This is a genomic window from Sphingomonas sp. SphC10, assembly GCF_057004845.1.
This window is the reverse complement of sequence record NZ_CM168044.1, coordinates 3,312,326-3,338,691: the sequence shown is the minus strand read 5'-3', so window position 1 is coordinate 3,338,691 and position 26,366 is coordinate 3,312,326. Positions and strand designations below refer to the sequence as shown.

Below are 26,366 nucleotides of genomic sequence, written 5' to 3'. Positions count from 1 at the left end.
GCCCGTCATGCTGCAAGAGCGAAACGATCCGGGGTGCGAATGGCTTCGCACCCCGGGGATGAACTTCGTGCAAGGCGGCTAAAGCGCCGTGCAATCGGGATCAGAACAGCCCGTCATCATCATCGTCGAACGTCACCGCCGCCGTCACCGTCGCGACCGGCTCCATGCCGGGCAGCAGATAGGCCGCATGGATCAGACGTTCGGACGCCATCGTATAGAGGCTTGCCGCCCAGGGCAGCATGTCCGCCAGCACGGCCTCGTCCGCCGCGGTCATTTCGGTGCCGTTCGGGGTTTCGGGCGCGACCCGATCGGCGTAGCGGGTCAGCTCCAGAGCGACGGTGCACAGCGTCCCCACGAAATCATGCTGCTCGCCCAGATCCCCGGCGCTCGCCTGCAGCGAGGCGACGATCCGCTCGGCATCCCCGCCACCCTTGACCATGGCCCCTGCCGAGCTTTCGCAGGCGCGCCGCACGACCGCCAGCGCTTCCTGAAGCGCGCCGCGCGTGTCGCCATTCTCGCTGTGCGTGTTGTCCTGCTGGACCAGATCGATCCCGCTGAGCACGCCGATCAGCGAACCGACCGCCACGCTCAACTGGTCGAGGCGGCTGGCGCAGGGGGCGACTTCCTTGGCGATCACGGCCACCGCGCGGCCCAGCGTGCCGTGGCGACGGCACAGCAGCTGGGTGTTGGTCGAGATATCCTGCACATTGACGGCGATGTGGCGGATGCGGCTCAGCCCGTCGGTCAGGTCGGCCAGCGTGCGGCTGACAAAGCCGGTCAGCTCGGCCAGATGGCCATCGGCGTCGCACAGCTGGTCGGTGACATTGCCCAGCGAGGAGATGCCATGTTCCAGCCGGAACAGCAGCTGTCCGTCCGCGCCGCCCTGCGACCCCAGCAGCTCGCGCAAGTGATCCGCCAGCGGCGCCAGCCGTTCCAGCGCGGTGACGATCGAGGCGATCTCCCGCCCGAACTCGTCGGCCATCGCGTTCAGCTGAGCGGAGATCAGCCGGGCCATATGCGCCTTGGCCCCTTCCGGCATGCCGCCCTGCGCATCGTCCATCGCGACCAGGCGCAGCATGGCGATGGCATGTTCGGCGCGCTGGCGCACGCTGTCGCCGATCTGGATCGCGCCCAGGATGCGCGCGACCTCACCCTGTACGGTGCGCACGATGCCGCCGACCTCGTCGGTCATGCGCATCACCGATTCGATATGATCCTGCAGCGCATTGGCGTTGGCGGTCAGTTCGGCGGGCACGGCGGCCCCGGCGCGGTCGCATTCGGTGGCGAGCAGGCGGTCGGCCTGCTGCACGTCGCCTACCACCCGGCCGAACTGGTCCAGCTGGCGCTCGATCTGGCGCAGTTCCTGGCGGCCGGTGGTCAGCTTCTCGTCCATGCCGACGACGAAGTTGAAGAACGCCGCCTCGCCCGACGAGGCGATCTTGATGTTCATCCCATAGATGCCGAGCAGCTTCAGGATGGTGCTGACCTCGTTCAACAGGCCGCGAAGCTCGCGGGTACGGCCGGTCAGCGTCTCGACCTCAATCGCGCGCCGCTTCTGGATGATCGGCAGGGTGATCAGGCGATAGGCGACGTCGCGCAGCCGGGAGACCGCCACTCCCGCGGTGTCGTGCGACAGGGCCTGGCGAATGGTCGTCAGCCCGTCCGCCATGCCGTCGATCGTGCCGATCGCGGTGGCCAGCGTCTCGCCGGTTTCGCGAAAGGCATCCTCCAGGCCGCCCATCCGGTCCTGCACCTGCTCCGCCAGTGTCGCGAAGGAAATAGCGGGCGAGGTCGGCAGGTCGCCGGCCAGCGGAGCCGCATTGTCGGTATCGATCCGTGCCACAAACATGTGTCGTTCCTTCTTAGCGTGCCGTGGCGTGGAGCAGTTCGCGTGCGACGCTGCCCAGCGGGATGATCTTGTCATGGGCGCCGCGCGCGATCGCTTCCTTGGGCATGCCGAACACGACCGAGGTCGCCTCGTCCTGCGCAAAGGTGCGGGCGCCCGCCTGCTTCATCTCCAGCAGGCCGCGCGCGCCGTCGTCGCCCATGCCGGTCAAGATGATGCCGACCGCGTTGGAGCCCGCGTTGCGCGCCGCCGAACGGAACAGCACATCGACCGAGGGGCGATGGCGCGAGACCAGCGGCCCCTCGCGCACCGACACGACATAGCGCGCGCCCTGCCGCTCCAGCATGGTGTGGCGCAGGCCGCCCGGCGCGATCAGCACGCGGCCGCGCATCACCGTGTCGCCGTCCTCGGCCTCCTTGACGTCGACCTGGCACAGCCCGTCGAGCCGCTTGGCAAAGGCGCGGGTGAAGCTCTCCGGCATATGCTGGACGATGACGATGCCCGGCGAATTGGCGGGCAGCGCCTCCAGCACCTCGCGCAGCGCCTCCGTGCCGCCGGTCGAGGCGCCGATGCACACCACCATCTCGGTCGTGCGGCTCATCGCGCGGCCGGTCGGCGGCGGCAGGACGGCATCGGCCGTCAGTTTCTGCGCCGGGTTCAGCTTGACCTGGGAGCGCCGTGCGCCGAGCCGCGCCTTGGCCGCGCCCTTCACCGTCTCGCGGATCATCATATGCGCTTCGTTCAGGTGGTCGGCGACCCCCACGCGCGGCTTCAGGATGACGTCGACCGCCCCGGCCTCCAGCGCCTGGAGCAGCGTTTCCGAGCCTTCCTCGACCAGCGAGGAGCACATCACCACCGGCAGCGGGCGCTGCGCCATCAGCTTGCGCAGGAAGGTGATGCCGTCCATGCGCGGCATCTCGACGTCCAGCGTGATGACGTCGGGCACCTCCTCATGGATATAGCGCGCGGCGGCGAAGGGATCGGCGGCGGCGGCGATCACCTGGATATCGGGATCGGCGGACAGGATCGCGGTCATCGCCTGGCGGACGCTGGCGCTGTCGTCGATCACCAGCACGCGGACTTTGCTCATGGCCGTCAGATCCGTTGGAACACGGTGTTGGACACCGTCTTCAGGGGAAGGTCGAAACCCGTGATCGATTCGGAATGGCCCAGGAACATCCAGCCGCCGGGGCGCAGGCATTCGGCCAGACGGCGCACGACCTTTTCCTGGGTCGGCTTGTCGAAATAGATCAGGACGTTGCGACAGAAGATGATGTCCATCGGATCACCCACCGGATAGCGCTCGTCCATCAGGTTCATCTGGGCAAAGCCGATCGACGAACGCAGCGCGGGCACGATGCGCATCTCGTCGCGCTTGGGATCGCTGGCGCTCATGACATAGCGTTTGCGCAAGGCCGTCGGCACCGGATCGAGCATTGCGGCCGCATAGATGCCCCGACGCGCGGTGCGCAGCACCTCGCTGTCCAGATCGGTCGCCAGGATACCGAAGTCGGGGCCGCCCCTGTCGGCGGCAAAGGCGTCGAGCAGCATCGCCAGCGTATAGGGCTCCGCGCCGGTCGAGCAGGCCGAGCTCCACACGCGGACCCGGCGCTGCCCCTCGTCGCGCAGGCGCGGCATGACCGTGCCCATCAGATAGTCGAAATGCTTGGGTTCGCGGAAGAAGTCGGTCTTGTTGGTCGTGACCGCGTTCAGCAGATGCTCGCGCTCGCCCTCCAGATGATCGGCCTGGAACACCCAGGCGCAATAATCGCCCAGGCTGCTCAGCCCCGTCGCGCGCACGCGACGGCGCAGGCGCCCTTCGATCATCGTCATCTTGGCGGGCGGCAGGCGAATCCCGCACTCCTTGTAGACATAGGCGGAGATGCGATCAAAATCGCGACGCTGTAGCGCGTCGGGCGATGCCGATGCCGCGCGGGCCAGACTGCTCAAAGGAACGGCTCCTGTCGGAAGCGAGAGGAAGGGATCGGCCGCCGCGCCGGGCGGCCGAAAAGCAATGGGATTACGCCGCCATGCCGAAATCGGCCAGGGCGGCCTCGGCACCGTCCGCGCCGAACAGGCGCGCCGGGTCGAGCAGTGCGACGAAGCCTGCACCTCGCCGCAGGATCGCCTCGATCTGCTCGGATCGCCAGCGACCGCCCAGGTCTGGCGCGCTCTCGACCGATTCGGCCGGGAAGGTCGCGACGTCGAGTACCCGGTCGACGACCATCCCCAGCGCCAGCGGCTTGCCCTCGCCCCCCGCCACGTCGACCACCAGAACGCGGGTGGTCAGCGTCGGATCGACCGGGGGCATGCCCAGGCGAACCCGCAGGTCGACCATCGGCACGGAATCGCCGCGCACATCGGTCAGGCCCAGGAACCAGTCGGGTGCATGGGGCACCCGATAGGCGTTACGGTGGTCCAGGATTTCGCGGACCGTCGTCACCGGCAGTGCGAATTCTTCGTCGCCCAGCCCGAAGACCACGACCTGGATGTCGGATGCGCCGCTCATGCCGCGCGTCCGAACGCGGCGTCTTCGCCGTCGGGGCCGCCATTGGTCAGGTCCAGCGCGAAACCGCGCACCCGGGCCTGCTGATCGGCGACCGAGCCGCTGCGTGCCGGAGCCGCCTTGGGCTTGGCCTTGGTGGGACGCGGCGCGACGCGGCGCACCGAGCGGATCTGCGCACCCTGTCCGTCGACCCGGAAATAGGCGATGCTTTCCTGAAGCTCCTCGGCCTGGCTGGCGAGTTCTTCGGAGGTCGAGGAAATTTGCTCGGACGCAGAGGCGTTCTGCTGCGTCACCTTGTCGAGCTGCTGGATCGCCTCGTTGATCTGGACCGCACCGATATCCTGTTCCCGGCACGCCGCGCTGATCTCTGCGACCAGTTCGGCGGTGCGGCGGATGTCGGGGACCAGCTTGATGAGCATCTCGCCTGCCTGGGTCGCGGCACCGACGGTGTCCGACGACATGCCGCTGATCTCCGCCGCCGCCGACTGGCTGCGCTCGGCCAGCTTGCGGACTTCGGCCGCCACGACCGCGAAGCCGCGACCATGTTCGCCTGCACGGGCGGCCTCGACCGCCGCGTTCAGCGCCAGCAGGTCGGTCTGGCGCGCGATTTCCTGGACGATGCCGATCTTCTCCGCGATGGTGCGCATCGCGACCACGGCCTTCTGCACGGCGGCACCGCTCTGTTCGGCGTCCTGCGACGACTGGCGCGCGATCTTCTCGGTCTGCGTCGCATTGTCGGCATTCTGTTTGATGTTGGCGGCCATCTGCTCCATCGAGGCAGAGGCTTCCTCGGCGGCGGCGGCCTGTTCGGTCGCGCCCTGGCTCACCTGTTCCGAAGACGACGACAGCTGCTGGCTGCCCGCCGCGACATTGTGGGCCGCCTGGGTGGTCTGGCCGATCGTTTCGCGCAGGCGGACGGTCATCCGGTTGACGGTGTCGACCAGGTCCTTGATCTCGTCATTGCTGGCAACGTCCACCTCGTTGCTCAGGTCGCCATCGGCGACGGCGGACACGGCTTCGCCGATCTTGCGCAGCCCCTTGGACACCAGCAACGCGACCCACAGGGCGCCGCCGATCGCGATCAGGAACGCGACGATCGCCGTCGCCATCAGCGTGGTTCGTGCCGACTCATAGAGGATGGCGGAGTCGGCCTTGGCCTTGACCATCTGCCCCTGCGTGATCTCCGCCAGCTTGGTCAGCGTGTCGGTGAGGCGCACGGCCACGGCGCGACCCTCGGTCATCGAAACGGTCGATGCCTCGGCATTGTGGTTCTGCATCGCCAGCGAGCGCGCACGGTCGCTGATCGTCTTGTACGCGCGCCATTCCTCCAGCGCTTTGGTCCAGACCGGCCGCCCCTGTTCGGTGGCGATCTTCAGGCCGCTGTTCAGGCTTTCCAGGACCTTGGCGTCATATTGGGCGAAGCCGCCGTCGAAGTTGCGCTTTTGCGCAACATCTTCCGTCAGCATCATGTTCTTTTCGGCGCGGATGGCGCGACCGATATCGCCATCGGCGGTCAACGACAGCTTGATACGCTGGGCCGGTCCGTCGATGATTTGCGCGATCATCACATTCAACGCGTTGACCTTCGAAACCCCGACTCCGACGACAACCGCCAGAAGTAACAAGACAATCGCAAATGTACCTGCCAGCTTGGCCTTGATCGTAACTCGCATATGCCACCCCGCTATGAAACCCGACACTTCGGATGCTATGAAACCACCCGCCGAAACTGAGCGGATCATAGGCAGAAATTGATGAATTATTGGTTCAGGACGATGATATCGGCGTCATGACCATGGTGCTGGCGAAGGCCCCCCGGCACTTCGCAAGCACCACGCACGGGTCATGCCGCGTGGCCGAACTCGGCATCTTCCCCGTCCGGCCCACCCTCGTTCAGGTCGAGGGCGAAGCCGCGCACCCGCGCCTGCTGATGCCCGATCGAACCCGCCTGCACCGCAGCCTTGCGCGTCCTGGCGACCGACTGGCGGGTGACAGGCTTGCGCACCGCCGGTCGTGCGTTTTCGGCGACCTGGAAAAAGGCGATGCTGTGCTGAAGCTCCTCGGCCTGGCTGGCGAGTTCCCCCGAGGTCGAGGAAATCTGCTCGGAGGCCGAGGCGTTCTGCTGCGTCACCTTGTCGAGCTGCTGGATCGCCTCGTTGATCTGGACCGCGCCGATATCCTGTTCGCGACATGCCGCGCTGATCTCGGCGACCAGTTCGGCGGTGCGGCGGATGTCGGGCACCAGCTTGGTCAGCATCTCGCCCGCCTGGGTGGCGGCCGACACGGTGTCCGACGACATGCCGCTGATCTCCGCCGCCGCCGTCTGGCTGCGCTCGGCCAGCTTGCGGACTTCGGCGGCCACCACCGCAAAGCCGCGACCATGTTCGCCTGCACGGGCCGCCTCGACCGCCGCGTTCAGCGCCAGCAGGTCGGTCTGGCGCGCGATTTCCTGGACGATGCCGATCTTCTCGGCGATGGTGCGCATCGCGGTCACGGCTTTCTGCACGGCGGCACCGCTCTGTTCGGCGTCCTGCGAGGACTGGCGCGCGATCTTCTCGGTCTGCGTCGCATTGTCGGCATTCTGTTTGATGTTGGCGGCCATCTGCTCCATCGAGGCAGAGGCTTCCTCGGCGGCGGCGGCCTGCTCGGTCGCGCCTTCCGACACCTGTTCGGACGAGGATGACAGTTGCTGGCTGCCGCTGGCGACCTGATCGGCCGCCCCCGCGACATTGCTCGCGAACTGGGTGAGGTTGTCGACCAGATTGTTGATCGCATCCTTCATCCGGCGGTGATCGCCCTCGCACTCGATCTCCACGCGTTCGAGCAGCGAGCCGGTGCTGACCAGGTTCAGCACGCGATTGCCCTCGCCGATCGGCAGCAGGATCGCGTCGAGCATCCCGTTGATCCCGCTCACCAGCCCGGCAAAGTCGCCGGGGAAGCGGGTCGCGTCGCCACGCTCGCTCAGCTTGCCCGCCGTCGAGGCCGCGATCAGACACTGGATCTCGCCGATGATCGCCTGGAAATTGGCGCGCAGCAATTCGATCGTGTCGTTGATGAACGCCTTCTTGCCGGGCAGCTGCTGCATCGGCGCATTGAAATCGCCCTCGCCGAACTGCTTGATGCAGGCCATCGCCATCTTCTTGGCGGCGATGTGGTTGGCGACCATCTCGTTCAGGCGGCGGGCCATGACGCCGAAATCACCCTGGAACTTCTCGACCGGCACGAACACGTCGATGTCGCCGCGATCATGTTCGGCCGACATGGTGTTCATCTCGGCGATCAGGCCCTTCAGATTGCCGCGAAGCTGCTCGATCGTGTCGTTGATGAAGGCCTTCTTGCCCGGCAGTCGCGCCAGCGGCGCCTCGAAATCGCCCTGCGCTAGCGCGGCCACACAGGCCATCGCCTGTTTCTTGACCGCGATATGGCTGGCGACCAGTTCGTTGACGGTCCGCGCCGCAACGGCCAGGTCGCCGGAAAACTCCTCGACCGGCAGCAGCACGTCGATGTCACCGCGCTCATGCTCGGCGGCGACATGCGCCAGCCGCCGGTTGAAGGCGGTGGCGGGGATGGCGGCGGTTTCGAGCAGTTCGTTGACCGCGACGAGCATCTCGCGCGCCTTGCCGGTCGCACCCGACAGGTCGGCCCGCTCGCCGACCCGCCCCTGGGCAAAGGCCCGCTGGAGCCGGCCGATCTCCGTCGTGGCGACGTCGACATGCGAGGTGTCTTTCAACGAAGCATGGAAACGCATGATAGTCCTCTTTCCTATTCTATGCTGAGAGCCTGAATCAGGCGGCAATCGCAGCCGCACGGGTGACGTCGAGGTCGGCCGCGCCGAACAGGCGCACCGGGTCGAGCAGCGCGACGAAGCCCGCCCCCCGCCGCAGGATTGCCTCGATCTGCTCGGATCGCCAGCGACCGCCCAGGTCGGGCGCGCTCTCGACCGAATCGGCCGCGAAGGTCGAAACATCGAGCACCCGGTCGACGACCATGCCCAACGCCAGTGGCTGGCCCTGCGCGCCCGCCACATCGACGACCAGAATCCGTGTGGTCAGCGTCGGTTCGACCGGGGGCATCCCCAAACGAACCCGCAGGTCGACCATCGGCACGGAATCGCCACGCACATCGGTCAGCCCCAGGAGCCAGTCGGGGGCGTGCGGCACCCGGTATGCGGTGCGGTGGTCGAGGATTTCACGGACCGTGGTGACGGGCAGCGCGAATTCTTCATCGCCCAGTCCGAAGACCACGACCTGGATATCGGCCGCGCCGCTCATGCCGCGCGTCCGAACGCGGCGTCTTCGCCGTCCGGGCCGCCATTGCTCAGGTCGAGCGCGAAGCCATGCGCGCGGGCCTGCTGTTCGGCGACCGAACCGGTGCGGCGCGCAGCCTGCTTCGATCTGGCCTGGGCCGGACGGCTGGCCGTATGCCGGATGACGGCACGTCCCACGCCATCGATCTGGAAATAGGCGATGCTCTCCTGAAGCTCCGTCGCCTGGCTGGCCAGTTCTTCGGAGGTGGACGAAATCTGCTCGGAGGCGGTGGCGTTCTGCTGCGTCACCTTGTCGAGCTGTTGAATCGCCTCGTTGATCTGGACCGCGCCGATGTCCTGCTCGCGGCAGGCGGCGCTGATCTCGGCGACCAGTTCGGCGGTGCGGCGGATGTCGGGCACCAGCTTGGTCAGCATCTCGCCCGCCTGGGTCGCGGCATCGACCGTGTCGGTCGACATGCCGCTGATCTCCGCCGCCGCCGACTGGCTGCGCTCGGCCAGCTTGCGCACCTCGGCGGCCACCACCGCAAAGCCGCGACCATGTTCCCCGGCCCTCGCCGCCTCGACGGCGGCATTCAGGGCCAGCAGGTCGGTCTGGCGCGCGATTTCCTGCACGATGCCGATCTTCTCCGCGATGGTCCGCATCGCGACCACGGCCTTCTGCACCGCCACGCCGCTATTCTCGGCGTCCTGCGAGGACTGGCGCGCGATCTTCTCGGTCTGCGTCGCATTGTCGGCATTCTGTTTGATGTTGGCCGCCATCTCCTCCATCGCGGCGGAGGCTTCCTCGGCCGCTGCCGCCTGTTCGGTGGCGCCCTGGCTCACCTGTTCCGACGAGGAGGACAGTTCGTGGCTGCCGCTGGCCACATTATGCGCCGCCTGGGTCGCATCGCCGACGACGCCGCGCAGGCGATCGACCATCGACACCAGTGCCTGGCCCAGCTTGTCCTTGTCCGACAATGCCCGGGGCTGGACGTTCAGATTGCCGCCCGCAATCTCCTCGGCGATCTTCGCCATGCCCTCGAAGCTGGTGCGCAGCGCGTCCAGATTGGCGGACAGCTGATCGGTCAGGCCGCCGAAGCGCTGGTTCATGCCGACGCCGGTATCGCCCTTCGACACGGCGGTCAGCACGGTCGAAATCTGGTCGAACGCGCCTTCGACCGCGCCGACACTGCCCTGCATCCGCCCGATCTCGTCGCGGCGCTCGGTCGCCAGCGGTTCGGCCAGACGCGCCAGCGCCTGGGTCAGCCGCGACATGGGCCGCGCGATCGTGCGGGTCATCAGCACCCCGATGCCGATCGCGGCCAGCACGCTGGCCGCCATGCCGATCCAGATGGCGAGCGTGATGGACGAGAAGGACTGATGCTGCGCTGCCTGCCGCTGCGCCAGCAGACCCTTTTCGGTCGCGATCAGCTCGCCCACCCGCTGGCGCAGCTGGTCCATCGCCTGCTTGCCCGCGCCACTGCTTTCCAGCGCGCGCCCGGCCTCGCGGGTTTCGGGATGCGCCATCAGGCGAATGGCCTTTTCGGCCACGTCATTATGCCAGCTTTCGGCAAGCCGCTTGATCTCGTCCAGCCGTCCTTGCTGCACCGGATTGTCGCTGGTCAGGTCTCGGACGTCGCCCCACGCATGGGCGAAATCGGTCCATCCCTTGTGATAGGGCGCCAGGAACTGTTCGTTCCCCGATACGAGATAACCGCGATAGCCGGTTTCCTGATTGACCATGCTGGAGACGATGCCGTCGGCGGTGGCGATGACCTGATAGGTATGTTCGTTGATTTCGGTCGTCGCCTTCACCTGCCCGGCATTGGACAGGATAACGCCGTCAACCCCCACCATGATCGCGATGATCGCGCCAAGGCAGAGGGTGAGCTTTTTCGACATCGACAGGTGATTGAAGGAACCCAGCATGTTCTTGTCCTAAAGGGTTGACCAGCGCGTCGTACGGTTCGCCTGCCTGGGGGCTACGAAGCGGCGGGATGTTCGCGAATATCCCGGCTGTCAGGGGGCGGAGCAGCGCCCGCCCCCGATCGTCTTGGCTCAGGCGGCACGCCCGAATTCGGCATCCTCGCCATCCGGGCCGCCATTGGTCAGGTCCAGCGCGAAGCCGCGCACCCGGGCCTGCTGATCGGCGACCGAGCCCGCGCGGGGCGCATTGCCCGACTTGCCGGACTTGGCCGCCGGACGGGCGAGCGGCTTGCGGACCGCCGCCTTGCCGCGGCTGCGATTGCCACCGGCTTCGACCCGGAAATAGGCGATGCTTTCCTGAAGCTCCTCGGCCTGGCTGGCGAGTTCTTCGGAGGTCGAGGAAATCTGCTCGGACGCCGAGGCGTTCTGCTGCGTCACCTTGTCGAGCTGCTGGATCGCCTCGTTGATCTGGACCGCACCGATATCCTGTTCGCGGCAGGCCGCGCTGATCTCGGCGACCAGCTCGGCGGTACGGCGGATGTCGGGCACCAGCTTGATCAGCATCTCGCCTGCCTGGGTCGCGGCACCGACGGTATCCGACGACATGCCGCTGATCTCCGCCGCCGCCGACTGGCTGCGCTCGGCCAGCTTGCGGACCTCGACGGCAACCACCGCAAAGCCGCGACCATGTTCGCCCGCACGGGCCGCCTCGACCGCCGCGTTCAGCGCCAGCAGGTCGGTCTGGCGCGCGATTTCCTGCACGATGCCGATCTTTTCGGCGATGGTGCGCATGGCGACCACGGCCTTCTGCACGGCCTGACCACTCACCTCGGCATCCTGCGAGGACTGGCGCGCGATCTTCTCGGTCTGCGTCGCGTTGTCGGCATTCTGTTTGATGTTGGCGGCCATCTGCTCCATCGAGGCAGAGGCTTCCTCGGCGGCGGCGGCCTGTTCGGTCGCGCCCTGGCTCACCTGTTCCGACGAGGACGACAGCTGCTGGCTGCCCGCCGCGACATTCTGCGCCGCCTGGGTCGCATCGCCCACGACACCGCGCAGACGCTCGACCATCGACACCAGGGCATGGCCCAGCACGTCCTTGTCCGACAGCGGCTGATGCTGGACGGTCAGGTCGCCGCCCGCGATCGTGTCGGCCAGCTGCGCACTCTCGCGCAGGTTGGCGGTCATGCGGTTGACCGTGTCGACCAGGTCCTTGATCTCGTCATTCGAGGTGACGGCCACGTCCTGCGACAGATCGCCGATCGCCACCGCGTCGATCGCCGCCGAAACCTTGTTCAGCCCCTGCGACACGAGACGCGAAATCCACAGCGCACCGCCGACCGCGACCAGCAGCGCCAGTGCCGCCGTGGCGAACAGGACATTGCGGGCATTGGCATATTGGGCGCTGGTATCGGCATCGGCCTGCTTCATCGCGTCCTTGGCAAGGCCGACGATCTGGTCGATCTGGCCGCTGATCTGGCCCGCGACTTCACGCGACTTGGTGACCGAAATCCGTCCGGCTTCGGCATTGTCGTTGGCCAGCGCCAAGGTGCGGATCTGATCGTTGATCGGCACATACTGGTCAAACAGCGACTGAACTTGCATCCAACGCGGCTTGCCCTCCGTCGTGGAGATGGCCAGACCGGCGGCGATCAGCTCGCGCGTTTCGTTGCGCGACTTCAGGACCTCGGCATCGAACTTCCGGGTCAGCGCATTATCATCCGTCAGTGCCATGTTCTTTTCGAACCGCAGCACCCGGTTCATCCGCTCGTTGACGCTGAGCGCGATTTCCAGCCGCTTCGACGGACCGGCGATGACATCGGTGATCGCGGTGTTCAGCGCGCTCATCTTCATCACGCCGACGCCGACGACCGCCAGCAGAAGGCAGACGATCAGCGCGAATGTCGCGCCCAGCTTCATTTTTATCGTGGCTCGCATGATCAGGATCCTCCCCGAAAATATCGATGGTGGTGTGAAACGCCGACACGCTGTCGGACGCCCGATGAATGGTCGTACAGGCCGGACAAGGATCCGGCAGGAATGTCAGGAATACTGCCCAATACGCGGGCGTCGGCGGCGATCTCGCCATTCGGCATCGTGCCGGGGCGGTCCCGCGAAATGCGATACGGTCGCTCCCGGGGCGGGAATTTTCCCGCCGGGGGGCTGCACCGGGATGGCCATGATAAATAACCCGACCCGGTGCAGTCCGATCCGTTTGCAGAGGCGTCGATACGAAATGCTATCGCATGCTCATGGCCTCAAAGGCGTCCGACGCACTCTGTGTTAGGGGTCAGTGGATGGTGGTCTCGGCGTCGCTGGTCAGGCGGGCGAACAGCGCCGTCAGGTCCGGCAACACCACGAGGTCGCCCTCGCGCCGCACCAGGCAGCGGACATGGTCGCGTGGCCAGCGCATGCCGATGACCGGCGCCTCCTCGGCATCCCCCGCGTGCAGCACCGTGACCTCGTTCACCCGGTCGGCGGTCAGGCCGATCAGAAAGGGGTCGCCATTCACGTCCAGCTCGATCACGATGATCCGGCTGTCAGCGGTGTTGGCATGTGCCTCCATCCCGAACGAGCCGCGCAGATCGGCCAGCGGCACGATGCGGCCGCGAAAGTTGATCACTGAGGCGGCGAGCGGATCGGCGCCCGGCACCATCGTCACCGGCATCATGTCCAGGATTTCGCGGACGATGCCCGCCTCCAGCGCGAAGGTCTCGCCGCCCAGGCCGAAGGTCAGGACCTCCAGGCCGTTCTCGGGCGTCCAATTGGGTACTTTGTGATAGGGCATGGGCTTATCCAGCGGCCAGACGCCGCTCCTCCCTGGGCTGACTCATCGCGATGAGCTGGGCGATGTCGAGGATCAGGGCGACCGAACCGTCGCCCAGGATGGTCGCGCCCGCAAAGGCCGCGACGTTGCGGTGCAGGGGCGACATGGCCTTGATGACCGTCTGGTGGTTGCCGACGATCTGGTCGACGACCAGTCCGACGCGCTCCGCCCCCGTGCCGACCACCACGATCTTCTGATAGGTGTCGGGCTTGGTCCCGGTCTCGAACAGGTCGCGCAACCGCAGGAAGGGCACCAGGCGTTCGCGCAGCGTGATGATGCTGCGCCCGCGCGAGCGCAAATCCTCCTCCAGCGACAGCTCCAGGCATTCCTCGACCGCCGCGAGCGGGATGACATAGCGTCCCTCGCCCACGCGGACGAGCAGCCCCTCGATGATCGCCAGCGTGAGCGGGATGCGCAGCGTGATGGTCGAGCCCTGGCCGGACACGCTCTTCACGTCGATCGAGCCGCGCAGGCTTTCGATCGTGCGCTTGACCACATCCATGCCGACGCCCCGGCCCGACAGGTTCGTGACCTGCGCCGCGGTCGAGAAGCCGGGGTGGAAGATCAGGCCCAGCAGTTCGTCCTCGCTGACCACCTGGCCCGGCTGGATCAGGCCATTGGCCTCCGCCTTGGCGCGGACCCGCTCGACATCGATGCCGCGACCATCATCGGTGATGGTGATCAGGACTTCGCCGCCCGCCTGATGCGCGCTCAGCCGGATGACGCCGTTGGCCGACTTGCCCGCCGCGATCCGGTCCTCGGCCTTTTCCAGGCCATGGTCGCAGCTGTTGCGGATGATGTGGACCAACGGATCGAACAGGCGCTCGATGACGGTCTTGTCGACCTCGGTCGTCTCGCCTTCGGTCACCAGCTCGATCGCCTTGCCGGTTTCGTTGGCCAGATCGTGGATCAGGCGGCGGAAACGGCCGAACAGCGTCGACACCGGCACCATGCGAAGGATCATCATCGTGTCACGCATCTCGCCCGCCAGACGCTCGATCTCTTCGGAGACCGACCGCAGGCTGAGGTCGTGGCCATGCCCCGCCAGCTGCGACAGACGGCTCTGTGCGATCACGAGTTCGCCGACCCGGTCCATCAGCTCGTCGAGACGCTCGGCGGGCACGCGGACATGCTCGCCCTGCGCCCGGTTGGCCGAGGCAGCGCGCGGCGTGATGTCGTTGGCCGCCACCGGCGCATCGACGACGACCGGCGCCTGTTCGGGGGCCGCCGCCACGTCCGCTTCCCCGGCCTCTTCGACCGCCAGCGGGGTGATGGTGATGTCCATATCGTCCATGACGAACAGGAACACGTCCTCGATCGCCTCGCGCGAAATGTCGCCGATCAGCGTGCAGTCCCAGCCGACAAAGCAATGACCGGGGTTGAGATCGTCCAGCGCCGGCAGCGTGTCGAAGGTCGCGACGATGGTCGCCTCACCCAGCTCGCGCAGTTCGTCGAGCAGCGCCAGCGGGCTGGTGCCATTGGCCATCGCGTCGGGCGGCAGGCGGAAGGACAGGGTCCAGCCCTGCTTGCGCGGGGCAGGCGCGGCCACGGGGGCCGAGATACCGGCGGCCGCATCGACTGCCGTCGCCAGCCGGTCCAGGATCGCCTGGCCATGGGCGGCGGGCGCGTCGCCATCGACCAGCGCGCGCATATGGTCCGCCGCCGACAGGATCACCGACACTAGGTCGGGCGTCGCACGGACATCGCCCTTGCGCACGCGGTCGAACGCGCTCTCGCAGTGATGGGTAAATGCGGCCAGCGCATCGAAGCCGAACATCGCGCCCGAGCCCTTCAGCGTGTGAAGGCCACGGAACACGGCGTTGACGAGGTTCATGTCGTCCAGCCGGTGCCCCAGGTCGAGCAGGCCCTGTTCGACCTGCTCCAGAAGCTCGCCCGCCTCGATCCGAAAGGCGGCTGTCGGATCTTCGCCGCTCATCGCGCAAGGACCTTCTGGGCGACGCGGATCAGCTGTTCGGGCTGGAAGGGCTTCACCAGCCAACCGGTCGCGCCCGCTGCCTTGGCCTGCGCCTTCATCGAGTCATCGGACTCGGTGGTCAGGAAGATGATCGGCACGCCCGCCTGGGCGGGCTGCTGGCGCAGCGCACGGATCATCTCCAGACCGTCCATATTGGGCATGTTCAGGTCGGTGACGATCAGGTCGAACCGGGTCCCGGTCGCCTTGGCCAGGCCCTCGGCGCCATCGGCGGCTTCCGTCACCGTATAGCCCGCGCCGGTCAGGGCGATGCGGATCGCCATACGCAGGCTCGCGCTGTCGTCGACGGTCAGGATGGAAGCGGTCATTGGGCGGTATCTCCGTGAAGCCAGAATTGGGTGTCGTCGACCGAGGCGGGCAGGAAGGCCGCGCGGGTCAGCAGGGCGTGAAGCGTCGCGTCGGCGGGTGCCGACAGCGCGAAATCGCACCCCGCCGCCGCCGCATGGACACGCGCCGCCTGGACGAGTTGGATGACGCTAAGGTCCGGTGAGGCGGCGCCGGACAGGTCCAGCCGGACGGTCGCGTCAGGGGCGATCGCGTTCTTCAAATCTTCGGCCAAAGCGCCGATGGTCGGCAGGCACACATCCTCGCTTGCCATCACCATGGTGATCGACATGATCTTTCCTTCAGGTCAAAGGTTCGGACACGCAGGATCGCCCTGCGGCCCCATCAATATTTCACGAAATACGCATCAACGCCGACTGGGCCGTGTACATCACGGCCTGCGAGTGGAATCGCTCGGCTGAACCCCCTCAGTCCCAGCCGGGGCTCATCGCACCCGATCATCTCTTATGTCCCCCAAGTTCATTCGGGGGTGTATCGCGCAATGGTAAAATCCGACTTAAATATACAAGACATATGACGGAAATGGGGAATGGCTGCACCATGGCCCGTTTGCCACGTGCAACACCTTGCATATCGTCGGAATCACGAGGGCAGCCGTCACCTGGGCGAGCGGTACATGGGCACCACCCGCCAGCCGACGACTAACATGGATCAAGCAATAATCTGTCTAACCCGATCCGGATGCCGGATCATGACGGCATAAGAACGAATCAGTTATTCGCTGAACAGCGTACCCGCGTCTTCGGTGCTCAGGTCGATGCCGAACATCAGGCTCAACCGCATCCGATAGACCCGCGGATCGGTGATCGTCGCGGCGGTTTCATCCTCCCCCACGCGGCGGCGATAATGCCGGTCGGTCAGGGCCGCGAAGCCGCGCGGCAGAACGATGCTGACGATCGTCGCCTGACGGAAACGGCTCTCCGGCGCGGTCGAGGTCCAGTGATTGGCCAGCGCCAGGTCGGCGTCCCACACGTGGTCGGTGGTGAAGCTGTACTGGGGCTGCCACCCCTCGCCCGTCGCGCGGCCATCGGTCAGGCCGGGATGACCGTTGCGCAGCACCATCCAGCCATGCTGCGGATCGCGGTCCAGCCGGAACAGCGCGCCGTCGGGCGCGGTCGCCTCGGCCCCTTCGACCAACGGCATGGACGGCAGATAGCTGCCCCCGAAGCCCGCATCGGCGATCCAGTCCTGTCCATCGATATGGACGAGGCTAAGCGTGTGGGTCGTCGGCGGCACGTCGGTCGCCGCCAGCCAGACCCGCGCGAGCAGCGGCCGCGCATGGAAGCCATGCGCCGCCAGCGCGTCGAGGAACAGGCGGTTCTGCTCGAAGCAATAGCCGCCGCGCTTGGCCGTCACCAGCTTGGCAAAGACCCCGGCGCTGTCGATCGCGATGGCACGGCCCAGCCGGACATCGATATTCTCGAACGGAATCGCCTGGCGATGCGCCCATTGCAGCCGCCCCAGCCCTTCGGCATCGACGGTCACGCGCGAGGGCAGAGCGATACGGGCGAGATAGGAATCGAGATCGAACATGCGTGCGTCCTTTAAGGGGCCCGGCCCCTTCTGTCACCGCACGCCAGGGGATATAGGCCGGGGCGATCATGACCTTTCCCCTCAAAGACCCGACCCTGCCCTTCGGCCCCGATGCGATCCGCGCCGCCTCGACGGTGATCCTGGATGGCGGCATCGTCGCCGTGCCGACCGAGACGGTGTATGGCCTCGCCGCCGACGCGACGGCGGCCGAGGCGGTGGCGCGGATCTATGCGGCGAAGGGGCGGCCCTCGTTCAACCCATTGATCGTCCATGTCCCCGATCTGGCGGCGGCGCTGGCGCTGGCGGACTTCGACGACGACGCGCTGGCGCTGGCCCGCGCCTTCTGGCCGGGACCGCTGACGCTGGTGCAGCCGCTGAAAGCGGGGACGGGGATCGCCTCGCTGGTCACGGCGGGGCTGGATACGGTCGCGATCCGCGTGCCGCGCCACCGCGCGATGCAGGCCCTGCTGGCCGAGACCGGCCGCCCGCTCGCCGCCCCCTCCGCCAATGCCAGCGGCGGGATCAGTCCGACCCGCGCCGCCCATGTTCGTGCCAGCCTGGGGCCGGCGGTGCCGGTCCTCGATGACGGTGCGACCGAGGCGGGGCTGGAATCGACCATCGTCTCGGGCCGCACCATCCTGCGTCCCGGCCCGGTCACGGCGGCGATGCTGGCGGCGGTGCTGGGCGATGTGGAGCAAGGCCCGGAAGCCCCCGCCATCGTCACCGCGCCGGGCCAGCTTGCCAGCCATTATGCGCCGCGCAAGCCTCTGCGCCTGAACGTCACCCAGGCGGCGGCGGACGAGTGGCTGATCGGTTTCGGAGCTGTGCGCGGGCAGGACAGCCTGTCGGAACGCGGCGATCCGATCGAGGCGGCGGCGCACCTGTTCGATGCACTCCACCGCGCCGATGCCAGCGATCGTGCGAGGCTGGCGGTGGCACCGATCCCGGCGGACGGCATCGGCGAGGCGATCAACGACCGGTTGCGGCGGGCGGCGACGCGCTAGGGTCTGGGCCGAGTTCGCGGTGTGCACTTCGACTTCGCTCGGTGCGAGCGGACTTGGGGGATAGCCCCCACCCCCCGTTCAGCCTGAGCGAAGTCGAAGGCCAAGGGATGCTCGATGCCACAAGGGCATTTTTGGGCGAAGGTCCGTGCATGGCCTTCGACTACGCTCAGGCTGAACGGATGTTGGGATTAACCCAAGGCCTCCGTTCAGGCTGAACGGAGGCAGGGGCAGAGCGAGCGGCGCCAGCCCCGCCCCATCCCTTACGCCGTCACCGCCTTCGACCGCGCGGCGAAGCTCTTGCGCAGCTTTTGCAGCTTGGGCGGGATCACCGCCATGCAATAGGGGTTCGACCGGCCCGAGGTTTCCCAATAATCCTGATGGTAATCCTCCGCCGGATACCACTGCGCCATCGGCTCGATCGTGGTCACGACCGGCTTGTCCAGCCCGGCCTGGGCCCGCTCGACGGCGGCCTTCATCGCGGCCTCCTGCGTCTCGTCCGCCGGGAACATCGCCGAGCGATATTGCGTGCCGACGTCATTGCCCTGGCGATTGAGCTGCGTCGGGTCATGGGTCGCGAAATAAATGTCGAGCAGATCGCCCAGCGCCAGCTGCTCCGGATCGAAGCCGATGCGGATCGCCTCGGCATGGCCGGTGTCGCCGCCGCACACCTGCTTGTAGGTCGGGTTGGGCACGGTGCCCCCGATATAGCCGCTTTCGACCGATTCGACCCCGATCACGTCCTTGAACACCGCCTCGGTGCACCAGAAACAGCCCCCGGCCAGCGTTACATATTCGGTCACTCGGAATCTCCTTGTCGTCTTGTATGCTTAGATAGGAAGCGGCTAGGCCACGGCAATCCAGCGACTTGGGGCAAAAGTGATGGCGACGATCGACGGTAAGGTGATGGTGACGGGCGGCGCCGGTTATATCGGCAGCCATGCCGTGCTGGCGCTGCTGGATGCAGGCTATGAGGTCGTCGTGCTCGACAATCTCGTCACCGGCTTCGACTGGGCGGTCGATCCGCGCGCATCGCTGGTCGTGGCCAATGTCGCCGACGACGACGCGGTGCGTGCCGCGATCCGCGAGCACCGGGTCCGCGCGATCATGCACTTTGCGGGCTCGATCATCGTACCCGAGTCGGTCACTGACCCGCTCAAATATTATCGCAACAACACCGCCGCCAGCCGCTCGCTGATGGAAAGCGCGGTGGCAGAGGGCGTCGCCCACTTCATCTTCTCGTCGACCGCCGCCACCTATGGCACGCCCGAGCGGGTGCCGATCAAGGAAAGCGATCCCAAGGCGCCGATCAACCCGTACGGCATGTCCAAGCTGATGACCGAGATCATGCTGAAGGACGTCGCCGCCGCGCATCCGATCAACTATTGCGCGCTGCGTTACTTCAACGTCGCGGGCGCCGATCCGCAGGGCCGTTCGGGCCAGTCGACGGTCGGCGCGACGCACCTGATCAAGATCGCGGTCGAGGCGGCGATCGGCAAGCGCGACGCCGTCGGCGTCTATGGCACCGACTTCGCCACCCGCGACGGCACCGGCGTGCGCGACTATATCCACGTCTCCGATCTCGCCGCCGCGCATGTCGCCGCGCTGGAACTGCTGGTCGAGCAGCCGGGCGAGAGCCACACGCTGAACTGCGGCTATGGCCGTGGCTTCTCGGTGCTGGAGGTGCTCGATGCGGTCGACCGCGTGACCAACCTGACGATCGAGCGCCGCATGGAAGGCCGCCGCGCGGGCGACCCGGCCGAGCTGGTCGCCGACAATGGCGCGATCCTGGCCACCCTGTCCTGGCGGCCCGAGCGGGACGATCTGGAAGGCATCGTTCGCGACGCGCTGGCCTGGGAGCGCAAGCTGGCCGAAATGGGCCGCTGATCCGGTGCGGTTGCGCTCGCTTCTCTTCGTGCCGGGCGACCGGCCCGAGCGGATGGCCAAGGCGCTGGGGATGGGCGCGGATGCGCTGATCCTGGACCTGGAGGATGCGGTCGCCCCCGATGCCAAGTCGCGCGCACGCGAAGAAGTGGCGCGGTTCCTGGACCGACCGCGTCGGCCCGGCGTGCAGCTGTTCGTGCGCATCAACCCGGTCGATGGCCCACTGGCGGCGGACGATCTGGCCGCGATCCTGCCTGCCCGGCCCGATGGCATCGTCCTGCCCAAGGCCGAGGGGCTGGTCAGCCTGCATGCGCTGGCGGCACGCGGGGTGGCGCATATCCCGATCCTGCCGATCGCGACCGAGACGCCGATGGCGCTGTTCCGGCTGCACGAATATGCCGGATCGCCGCTGCCGCTCGCCGGGCTGACCTGGGGCGCGGAGGATCTGCCCGCCGCGATCGGTGCCGTCACCTCGCGCGAGGCGGATGGCGGCTATACCGCTCCCTATCAGCTCGCCCGGTCGCTGACCCTGTTCGGGGCCCATGCGGCGGGCGTGGCGGCGATCGAGACGGTCTATCCCGATTTCGCCGATCTGGACGGGCTGGCCGCCTATGCCGCGCGCGGGCGGCGCGACGGCTTTACCGGCATGATGGCCATCCATCCCAGGCAGGTGCCGGTCATCAACGCCGCCTTCACCCCCTCTCCCGAGGAGCTGGCGCGCGCGCAGGCGATCGTCGATCTGTTTGCGGCGAATCCGGGGGCCGGTGTGCTCCAGCTGAACGGCAAGATGCTCGACGCACCGCACCTGAAGGCGGCGCAGGCGTTACTGGCGGTCGGCCACCCATGACCGGCGGGCGGCCGCCGTCGCCCACCACCAGCCCAGTGCCCAGATCGTGCCGAAGCTCCAGCCTGCCGCCACGTCGGACGGCCAGTGCACGCCCAGATAGACACGGCTGACCCCGATCGCCCCGACCAGCAGCACCGCGATCCCCACAATGGCATGGCGCACCCGGCGATGATCGGTCAGTTGCGTCGCGAGGGCCGCCAGCGTCAGATAGACCATCGCGCTGCCCGCGGCATGGCCGCTGGGGAAACTGGCATTGTGAACATCGACCCAGTGCGGCACCAGGTCGGGCCGCGGGCGCGCGACCATCAGCTTCACCCAGGTCACGACCGCGCCGCCGCTGATCCCCGAAAGCGCCGTCATCAGCGCCAGCAGCCACCAGCCGCGCGCCAGCAGTAGTACCGCCGCGCCCGCCACCATCAGGACCAGCACCGGCACGCTGCCCAGCGCGGTGAAATCCACCGCCGCCGCGCGCAGCCCCGGCGACGACGCATGGGTCCGCAAGCCTGTCAGGATCGCCCGATCCCAGTCGAAGGGCCAGTGATCGACCGCCAGTCCGAACAGCAGCAACAGCGCGAGCGCCACCGCCCCCGCCGCCGCCCCGCGCAATGCCATCGGCATGGCCGACAGGCGCGGCGGGGCGGCAAGCGGCGAATCACGCGATTCGTCGCGCGACGAATCGCCGCCCGAAAAACGGGTCTGATCGATCATGGGAATGGCCTCGTCATGCCCGGCCTTTGTGGCGAATGCTCTTCAAGGGCAAGCGAATCAGGCTTTTAGACCGGGGCTGGATGAGCTTTTCGTCATGGCCAAGCCATTGAATGGCCGACAGCTCTTTCAGAAACGGCCCGATCGATCAGCGTCATTCGAAAAACGGGTTTGTCTGTTAACCAGTTCTGTTTCATAAATGAGGCACGCCGACGACCACGATTGGCGGGAGAGGACTGCACCACCATGGAAGAGCACATGATTTCGCCGATCGATCGCCTGATGATCCTGACCATCGGTGCGGTATCGAGCTGGCTGGCCGTCGGCGGCGTCGCCCTGGGCGCGTCCAAGCTGATCGAGCACCTTTTCTAAGACAGGTCGGGGCAATCCCCGGGGCTTTCCGCGGCTGGGGATTGCCACGTGAAACGGCGCATGGCTCGGGCTTGATCGGATCAGTCCCGGTCATGGGCGCGCCCTTTCCGATATAGGTGCCGCGCCATACCGATCGCGCGCCATCGCAGCAGATCGTCGACACCGGCATAGCCCAGCCCCAGATGCGGCGGCCGCGACGCCAGCACATCGCCCAGCGTGACCTGGCCGCCCCGCAGTGCCGCCCGCGCCATTTGCCGCCAGCGTCGCGCGGTTTCCCAGCGGATCAGCGTCAGGCTCTGCGCATCGGGCGCGAACCGCTCGACGAACGCGCTCTGGAGTTGCGCGATGGCCTGCCCCAGGCGGCGCAGGGTTGCGCCATCCGGGACCGGCACACCCCCCATATTATGCTGGACCAGCAGCCGCGCGACCTCGTCCGCATCGTCGCCAAGCAGCGCCGCATGTGCCTCGGCCAGCACCCGCGTCGCGCTGGCGCGCATCATCGTCGTGAACCGCTTCGACGCACCGCCTTCGTGCTGGCGATAGATCAGCAGCGGCTCATCGAGTCGCGCGATGCGCCCGAATGCGCCGATGCGGTGATACAGGTCGAAATCCTCGGCATAAAGGATTTCGGGCCGGGTGAAGGGATCGAGCCGCCGCGCGACATCGGCGCGGACCATCACCGTCGACCATGCCAGCGGATTTTCGATCCAGCTCAGCCAGGCGATCAGTTCGGGCGTGGTGTGCGGCGCATAGTCCATGGGCAGCACGCGCCGCCTGACCAGCTGCTCGGTCTGGGTGCCGACCAGCACGATATCGGAATGCGCCTCCAGAAACGCGACCTGCCGCGCCAGCCGTTCCGGGCGGCACAGATCGTCCTGGTCCAACCCCGCCAGATAGCGCCCCCGCGCCTCGGCAAATCCGCGGTTGCGCGTTGTCACCGGACCGCCATTGACCGCATTTTCGATCAGGCGAACGCGGGGATCGGGCCAGTTCCGCACCAGTTCGCGGGTGTCGTCCGACGAACAGTCATCGACGACCAACGCCTCCCAGGCGGTCAGCGTCTGCTCGCCCAGGCTCGCCAGCGTTTCGCCGATCAGCGCCGCGCCGTTATAGGCGGGGATGACGACGCTGACGACAGGATCGGCGACCGGATCGCTCATGCCGCCGCGCTGCTCCGTGCCGCTGCATCCTGCCTGAGCAGCTGGTCGACGATCATCTGGCCGACATCATTCTGCCAGAGCCACAAGCCATTGGCCTGCCCTCGGAAACTTTTCTCCCCGCCCAGCGCACCCCAAGGCACGAAACCGGCGGAAAGGCCGATGCCGAAGACGCCCGGCACCGGTCGATCCTGATCGTCGAGGACGCGGCAATGCCGGTCGACCATCGGTCGCCCCGCGCGGTGCGCCAGCGCGATCGGCTGTCCGTTGACGTCGAACAGCGGCAGCGCGCGCGGACGATAGCCGAGCGCCCCGACCACCAGGTCGGCTTCGCCGATGATCCGACGCGCCTCGGCATCGTCCTCTCCCGCGATCCGGTGGAGGCGCAGGCGCGGGTCGGGAGTCCGTCCGCCCAGGCCCAGCATCCGCATCACCAACTCGCGCGACTCCAGCCGGAGCCCGGCAAGGCGCAGCACGAATCCGCTGACCGGGCAGATATCGTCGGCGGTGAAGTCGGTGAAGCCTTCCGCCGCCGCCGCCTCTACCGATGGAAAGAAGGGCTTGGGCGGGGTGCGCACCATCAAAGTGATCGCGCCCGCGCCCCAGGGCAGGTCATGGCATTTGAGCAGCTGCACCGCCGAGGCCAGCGCGCTGGTCGAGGCCCCGACGATCACCACGCGCGGCGCGCGCCGGTCGGCCAGCCGTGCCGCCACCGCCTCCACCCCGCCCCGCCGCAACAACAAGTCGGAGCGCATCAGCCGGTCACCCGCCAATTCACCCAGGCTGGCGCCCGCAACCCTCTTGTCCGCGACATGCGCATCGGTCTGGTAGCCGCCGGTCGCCACGACCAGATGGCGCGACGTCAGGATGCGCTGCCCTTCGCGACCGACAATGGTGGTCCGCCAGAGCCCGTCTGCCGTGGCTTGGGCGCTCAGCGCCTCGGTATCGCTACGGATCTCACCACCATGCGCCGTCACGATGCCGCGCAGCCGCTGCGCGGTCGCCGCCAGCAACGGCGCGGTCTCGGCCAGCGGCGCGCCCAGCGCCCCGCAATGCCGCGCCATCATCTGCCCGGCCGGATGCGTCTCCAGCGCGGCGAGTTCGGGATAAGGGTTGCCGCGCACCGCCGACAGGAAGGTTTCCGCCGTGGTGTCCGAACGGATCGCATAGCCGCCCAGCGCGCCCGGCCCGACATGGGGCGACCGCTCGACCAGCACGAGGCCGTCGCCAGCCAGCCGCTCCAGCAATCCCTTCTTGCTCGCGGCGGTCAGCACGGCGGTGCCCGCCGGTCCGCCGCCGATCATCACGCAGCCCAGCACGGCGTCGCCGCGCGCCTGCCCTGCCCCAGCTGACCCGGCATCGGCAGCAACACGCGCGATCGCGCGCATCAGCCGCCCGGCCACGATCGTCGCATCGCCGGGCCGCATCGCATCGGTGATCGGCAGGCTGAGCATCCGCGCCGAAACGTCATCCGCCACCGGCGTCGCCTCGACCAGCGCGGTGTCGCGGAACAGCGTCTGCTCCCCCAGATGCGGGCTGAAATACTGCCCCGTCCCGACCCCGTCCGCCGCCAGGGCCTCGGCGATGGCGGTCCGGCGCGAGGCCAGTTCGGGGGGAAGCAGCACCGGCATGAACTGAGTCGCCTGCCGCCTGGCCGTCCCATGCTGGCATGTCAGCCCGGTCAGCGCCGCGCGATATTCGCGGTCCAGCGCGGCGCGGGCGTTACAGATCGTATCGAGTTCGGCCAGCTTGCTCCGTGCCATCAGGCCCAGTATCTCGGGCATCTTGGCGTTGATGCCCGGCAGGGTCGCGTTGCGCCCGCTCTCAAAACCAAAATTCACCATTGCGCGCAGCTGGTCGATCCGGTCGGCATCGCCGCTATAGACCAGCCCGCCCTCGCCGACCGAAAAGGTCTTGGTCGCATGCATCGAATAGACCAGCGCAAAGGGCGCCCCCGTGCCGAAGCCCCGCCCCGCTTCGTCCAGCGTCCCCAGCGAGGCCGCCGCATCGATGACGATCCCGACCTCGTACCGCCGCGCCAGCCAGGCATAGCGGTCCAGATCGATGACCGTGCCGAAGGTCGCATAGGGCACGACGACACCGATCCGGCCGCCATGCTGCGCCAGCATCCGCTCTTCCTCGGCCGCATCGGCGGTCCAGTCCTGCGGGTCGATATCGACGATCAGGGGGGTCAGCCCGGCCCAGATCGCCGCCTGCGCCGTCGCGGCAAAGGTCATGGCGGGCATCATGGCGAGCGTGCCGGGCCGGGGATGCAGCCCCGCCGCCTGCCGGATGGCGATCATCAGCCCCAGCGTCGCATTGCCGACCGCCAGCGCCGCACCGCGCCCGTCGAACAGCCGTGCGACCATCTCGGCCTCCAGCGCGCGGACCTCGGGGCCGTTATTGCTGAACTGGCCGGACGCCTCGATCCGCTTCAGGCCCTCCATCTGTTCGGACAGCCGGGGCGGTCGCGGCGCGATGAGCGGAAATTCCATCTGCCTTTCCCCCTGAAAACGCCCCGTCTTTTCCATATCCGTCCTAAAAAGCTCTTAGCACAAGATGATTGGGATCACACGATCGTCCCCGCCATCCCATTTCGGGAGAGACGTCCCGCCGCTTTATACTGGCCCCGGCCCGCGGCGATCCTCCGGCGATGCTTATCCCGGGAACATTGGCGCCATTTGTTCGATCGTTGATCTTCCGAGAAGCGAGCCATGATGACCGAACCCCTGAACGCCGCTGCCCGCGTCATCCAATTGGCCCTGACGCCGATCTTCCTGCTGACCGCCGTGGGATCGCTGCTGAACGTCTTTGCGACTCGGCTGGGGCGGATCAGCGACCGTATCCAGGGGTTGAAGAGGGATGGCCGGACGAACGGTTATGAGATGCGCCGCCTGCGCCTGCGCTCGAAAATCCTCGACATCGCCGTCACCCTGACCGCGGCGGCGGGCGCGATGACCTGCTGCGCGGCGATCACCCTGTTCCTGGGGACGCTGCGCGACTCGCGTCATGCGGGGGTGCTGTTCTTCTTTTTCGGCGGCGGCCTGATCTGCGCGGTGGCAGGGCTGGCATGTTTCGTCGGGGAGATCACGATCGCGGGGCGCGCGCTTCGCGACGATCATGGCGAAGGCTGATCGGTCGCTGCGGCGCTTTAACTTTGTCACAGGGGACTTCGTCTGAA

The 26,366-nt window shown here is 67.3% G+C and carries 22 protein-coding genes; 4 read left to right on the top strand and 18 right to left on the bottom strand.

Features of this window, described 5'->3' with window-relative positions; translation table 11 throughout:
• Window positions 1-100: 100 nt before the first annotated feature.
• From ACWKSV_RS15355 to ACWKSV_RS15290, 14 genes are all read right to left on the bottom strand, one after another.
• The gene (locus ACWKSV_RS15355) at window positions 101-1,849 is read right to left on the bottom strand and encodes a hypothetical protein (protein WP_156884169.1); all 1,749 of its coding nucleotides are present in this window, start codon (window positions 1,847-1,849) and stop codon (window positions 101-103) included.
• 13 nt (window positions 1,850-1,862) lie between these two features.
• Entirely contained in the window at window positions 1,863-2,936 is a 1,074-nt protein-coding gene (locus ACWKSV_RS15350) for a protein-glutamate methylesterase/protein-glutamine glutaminase (RefSeq protein ID WP_056431193.1), read from the bottom strand.
• A gap of 5 nt (window positions 2,937-2,941) precedes the next feature.
• Window positions 2,942-3,796, bottom strand: a complete 855-nt coding sequence (locus ACWKSV_RS15345; protein ID WP_076714771.1) for a CheR family methyltransferase — start codon at window positions 3,794-3,796, stop codon at window positions 2,942-2,944.
• A 70-nt stretch (window positions 3,797-3,866) separates the two neighbouring features.
• Window positions 3,867-4,355, bottom strand: coding sequence for a chemotaxis protein CheW (locus tag ACWKSV_RS15340; protein WP_076714769.1), 489 nt, complete (start codon window positions 4,353-4,355; stop codon window positions 3,867-3,869).
• Window positions 4,352-6,025, bottom strand: a complete 1,674-nt coding sequence (locus tag ACWKSV_RS15335; RefSeq protein WP_076714767.1) for a methyl-accepting chemotaxis protein — start codon at window positions 6,023-6,025, stop codon at window positions 4,352-4,354. The genes ACWKSV_RS15340 and ACWKSV_RS15335 overlap by 4 nt, the downstream gene beginning before the upstream one ends.
• A gap of 170 nt (window positions 6,026-6,195) precedes the next feature.
• Entirely contained in the window at window positions 6,196-8,100 is a 1,905-nt protein-coding gene (locus ACWKSV_RS15330) for a methyl-accepting chemotaxis protein (protein WP_076714765.1), read from the bottom strand.
• Between the two features lie 37 nt (window positions 8,101-8,137).
• Window positions 8,138-8,623: a chemotaxis protein CheW gene (locus ACWKSV_RS15325; protein ID WP_076714763.1), complete on the bottom strand. Its 486-nt coding sequence runs from the start codon at window positions 8,621-8,623 to the stop codon at window positions 8,138-8,140.
• Window positions 8,620-10,527 carry a methyl-accepting chemotaxis protein gene (locus ACWKSV_RS15320; RefSeq protein WP_076714761.1) on the bottom strand — a complete coding sequence of 636 codons (1,908 nt, stop codon included), beginning with the start codon at window positions 10,525-10,527 and terminating at the stop codon, window positions 8,620-8,622. The genes ACWKSV_RS15325 and ACWKSV_RS15320 overlap by 4 nt, the downstream gene beginning before the upstream one ends.
• A gap of 129 nt (window positions 10,528-10,656) precedes the next feature.
• Window positions 10,657-12,459: a methyl-accepting chemotaxis protein gene (locus ACWKSV_RS15315; RefSeq protein ID WP_191864733.1), complete on the bottom strand. Its 1,803-nt coding sequence runs from the start codon at window positions 12,457-12,459 to the stop codon at window positions 10,657-10,659.
• 352 nt (window positions 12,460-12,811) lie between these two features.
• Entirely contained in the window at window positions 12,812-13,309 is a 498-nt protein-coding gene (locus ACWKSV_RS15310; protein ID WP_056431945.1) for a chemotaxis protein CheW, read from the bottom strand.
• A gap of 4 nt (window positions 13,310-13,313) precedes the next feature.
• Window positions 13,314-15,284: a chemotaxis protein CheA gene (locus tag ACWKSV_RS15305; RefSeq protein ID WP_076714757.1), complete on the bottom strand. Its 1,971-nt coding sequence runs from the start codon at window positions 15,282-15,284 to the stop codon at window positions 13,314-13,316.
• Window positions 15,281-15,649 (bottom strand): response regulator, encoded by a 369-nt coding sequence (locus tag ACWKSV_RS15300; protein WP_056431950.1) that lies wholly within the window; start codon window positions 15,647-15,649, stop codon window positions 15,281-15,283. The genes ACWKSV_RS15305 and ACWKSV_RS15300 overlap by 4 nt, the downstream gene beginning before the upstream one ends.
• Complete coding sequence (locus ACWKSV_RS15295) at window positions 15,646-15,957, bottom strand: STAS domain-containing protein (protein ID WP_056431953.1); 312 nt, start codon at window positions 15,955-15,957, stop codon at window positions 15,646-15,648. The genes ACWKSV_RS15300 and ACWKSV_RS15295 overlap by 4 nt, the downstream gene beginning before the upstream one ends.
• A 443-nt stretch (window positions 15,958-16,400) precedes the next feature.
• Entirely contained in the window at window positions 16,401-17,219 is an 819-nt protein-coding gene (locus tag ACWKSV_RS15290; RefSeq protein ID WP_076714755.1) for an arylamine N-acetyltransferase family protein, read from the bottom strand.
• 68 nt (window positions 17,220-17,287) lie between these two features.
• Between ACWKSV_RS15290 and ACWKSV_RS15285 the strand changes: the two genes are divergently transcribed.
• A complete protein-coding gene (locus tag ACWKSV_RS15285) occupies window positions 17,288-18,223 on the top strand; it encodes an L-threonylcarbamoyladenylate synthase (protein WP_076714753.1) in 936 nt (311 codons plus the stop codon).
• 260 nt (window positions 18,224-18,483) lie between these two features.
• Here ACWKSV_RS15285 and msrA read toward each other — a convergent pair whose 3' ends face one another.
• Entirely contained in the window at window positions 18,484-19,023 is a 540-nt protein-coding gene (msrA, locus tag ACWKSV_RS15280) for a peptide-methionine (S)-S-oxide reductase MsrA (RefSeq protein WP_056431961.1), read from the bottom strand.
• 79 nt (window positions 19,024-19,102) lie between these two features.
• Here msrA and galE point away from each other — a divergent pair, with 79 nt between their 5' ends.
• Entirely contained in the window at window positions 19,103-20,107 is a 1,005-nt protein-coding gene (galE, locus tag ACWKSV_RS15275; protein WP_056431964.1) for a UDP-glucose 4-epimerase GalE, read from the top strand.
• Between the two features lie 4 nt (window positions 20,108-20,111).
• The gene (locus ACWKSV_RS15270; RefSeq protein ID WP_076714751.1) at window positions 20,112-20,951 is read left to right on the top strand and encodes an HpcH/HpaI aldolase/citrate lyase family protein; all 840 of its coding nucleotides are present in this window, start codon (window positions 20,112-20,114) and stop codon (window positions 20,949-20,951) included.
• Here ACWKSV_RS15270 and ACWKSV_RS15265 read toward each other — a convergent pair.
• From ACWKSV_RS15265 to ACWKSV_RS15255, 3 genes are all read right to left on the bottom strand, one after another.
• On the bottom strand, window positions 20,928-21,659 hold the full coding sequence (locus tag ACWKSV_RS15265; protein ID WP_237243512.1) for a phosphatase PAP2 family protein: 732 nt from the start codon (window positions 21,657-21,659) through the stop codon (window positions 20,928-20,930). The two genes, ACWKSV_RS15270 and ACWKSV_RS15265, sit on opposite strands and share 24 nt — an antisense overlap.
• Before the next feature lie 449 nt (window positions 21,660-22,108).
• The gene (locus tag ACWKSV_RS15260) at window positions 22,109-23,188 is read right to left on the bottom strand and encodes a glycosyltransferase family 2 protein (protein ID WP_076714749.1); all 1,080 of its coding nucleotides are present in this window, start codon (window positions 23,186-23,188) and stop codon (window positions 22,109-22,111) included.
• Window positions 23,185-25,680, bottom strand: coding sequence for a DegT/DnrJ/EryC1/StrS family aminotransferase (locus ACWKSV_RS15255; RefSeq protein ID WP_191864734.1), 2,496 nt, complete (start codon window positions 25,678-25,680; stop codon window positions 23,185-23,187). Before ACWKSV_RS15255 ends, ACWKSV_RS15260 begins: the two co-directional genes overlap by 4 nt.
• A gap of 219 nt (window positions 25,681-25,899) precedes the next feature.
• On the opposite strand from ACWKSV_RS15255, the gene ACWKSV_RS15250 reads away from it, so the two are divergent.
• Window positions 25,900-26,319, top strand: coding sequence for a DUF2721 domain-containing protein (locus tag ACWKSV_RS15250; protein WP_237243510.1), 420 nt, complete (start codon window positions 25,900-25,902; stop codon window positions 26,317-26,319).
• Window positions 26,320-26,366: the final 47 nt, after the last annotated feature.

Bases quoted from the DNA above. Each gene is read 5' to 3' on its own strand.
- ACWKSV_RS15305 (WP_076714757.1), bottom strand. From the start codon at position 15,284: ATGAGCGGCGAAGATCCGACAGCCGCCTTTCGGATCGAGGCGGGCGAG.
- ACWKSV_RS15255 (WP_191864734.1), bottom strand. From the start codon at position 25,680: ATGGAATTTCCGCTCATCGCGCCGCGACCGCCCCGGCTGTCCGAACAG.
- ACWKSV_RS15325 (WP_076714763.1), bottom strand. From the start codon at position 8,623: ATGAGCGGCGCGGCCGATATCCAGGTCGTGGTCTTCGGACTGGGCGAT.
- ACWKSV_RS15265 (WP_237243512.1), bottom strand. From the start codon at position 21,659: ATGATCGATCAGACCCGTTTTTCGGGCGGCGATTCGTCGCGCGACGAA.
- ACWKSV_RS15350 (WP_056431193.1), bottom strand. From the start codon at position 2,936: ATGAGCAAAGTCCGCGTGCTGGTGATCGACGACAGCGCCAGCGTCCGC.
- ACWKSV_RS15310 (WP_056431945.1), bottom strand. From the start codon at position 13,309: ATGCCCTATCACAAAGTACCCAATTGGACGCCCGAGAACGGCCTGGAG.
- ACWKSV_RS15320 (WP_076714761.1), bottom strand. From the start codon at position 10,527: ATGCTGGGTTCCTTCAATCACCTGTCGATGTCGAAAAAGCTCACCCTC.
- ACWKSV_RS15250 (WP_237243510.1), top strand. From the start codon at position 25,900: ATGATGACCGAACCCCTGAACGCCGCTGCCCGCGTCATCCAATTGGCC.
- ACWKSV_RS15290 (WP_076714755.1), bottom strand. From the start codon at position 17,219: ATGTTCGATCTCGATTCCTATCTCGCCCGTATCGCTCTGCCCTCGCGC.
- ACWKSV_RS15330 (WP_076714765.1), bottom strand. From the start codon at position 8,100: ATGCGTTTCCATGCTTCGTTGAAAGACACCTCGCATGTCGACGTCGCC.
- ACWKSV_RS15295 (WP_056431953.1), bottom strand. From the start codon at position 15,957: ATGTCGATCACCATGGTGATGGCAAGCGAGGATGTGTGCCTGCCGACC.
- ACWKSV_RS15300 (WP_056431950.1), bottom strand. From the start codon at position 15,649: ATGACCGCTTCCATCCTGACCGTCGACGACAGCGCGAGCCTGCGTATG.
- ACWKSV_RS15355 (WP_156884169.1), bottom strand. From the start codon at position 1,849: ATGTTTGTGGCACGGATCGATACCGACAATGCGGCTCCGCTGGCCGGC.
- galE (WP_056431964.1), top strand. From the start codon at position 19,103: ATGGCGACGATCGACGGTAAGGTGATGGTGACGGGCGGCGCCGGTTAT.
- ACWKSV_RS15315 (WP_191864733.1), bottom strand. From the start codon at position 12,459: ATGCGAGCCACGATAAAAATGAAGCTGGGCGCGACATTCGCGCTGATC.
- ACWKSV_RS15285 (WP_076714753.1), top strand. From the start codon at position 17,288: ATGACCTTTCCCCTCAAAGACCCGACCCTGCCCTTCGGCCCCGATGCG.
- ACWKSV_RS15340 (WP_076714769.1), bottom strand. From the start codon at position 4,355: ATGAGCGGCGCATCCGACATCCAGGTCGTGGTCTTCGGGCTGGGCGAC.
- ACWKSV_RS15335 (WP_076714767.1), bottom strand. From the start codon at position 6,025: ATGCGAGTTACGATCAAGGCCAAGCTGGCAGGTACATTTGCGATTGTC.
- ACWKSV_RS15260 (WP_076714749.1), bottom strand. From the start codon at position 23,188: ATGAGCGATCCGGTCGCCGATCCTGTCGTCAGCGTCGTCATCCCCGCC.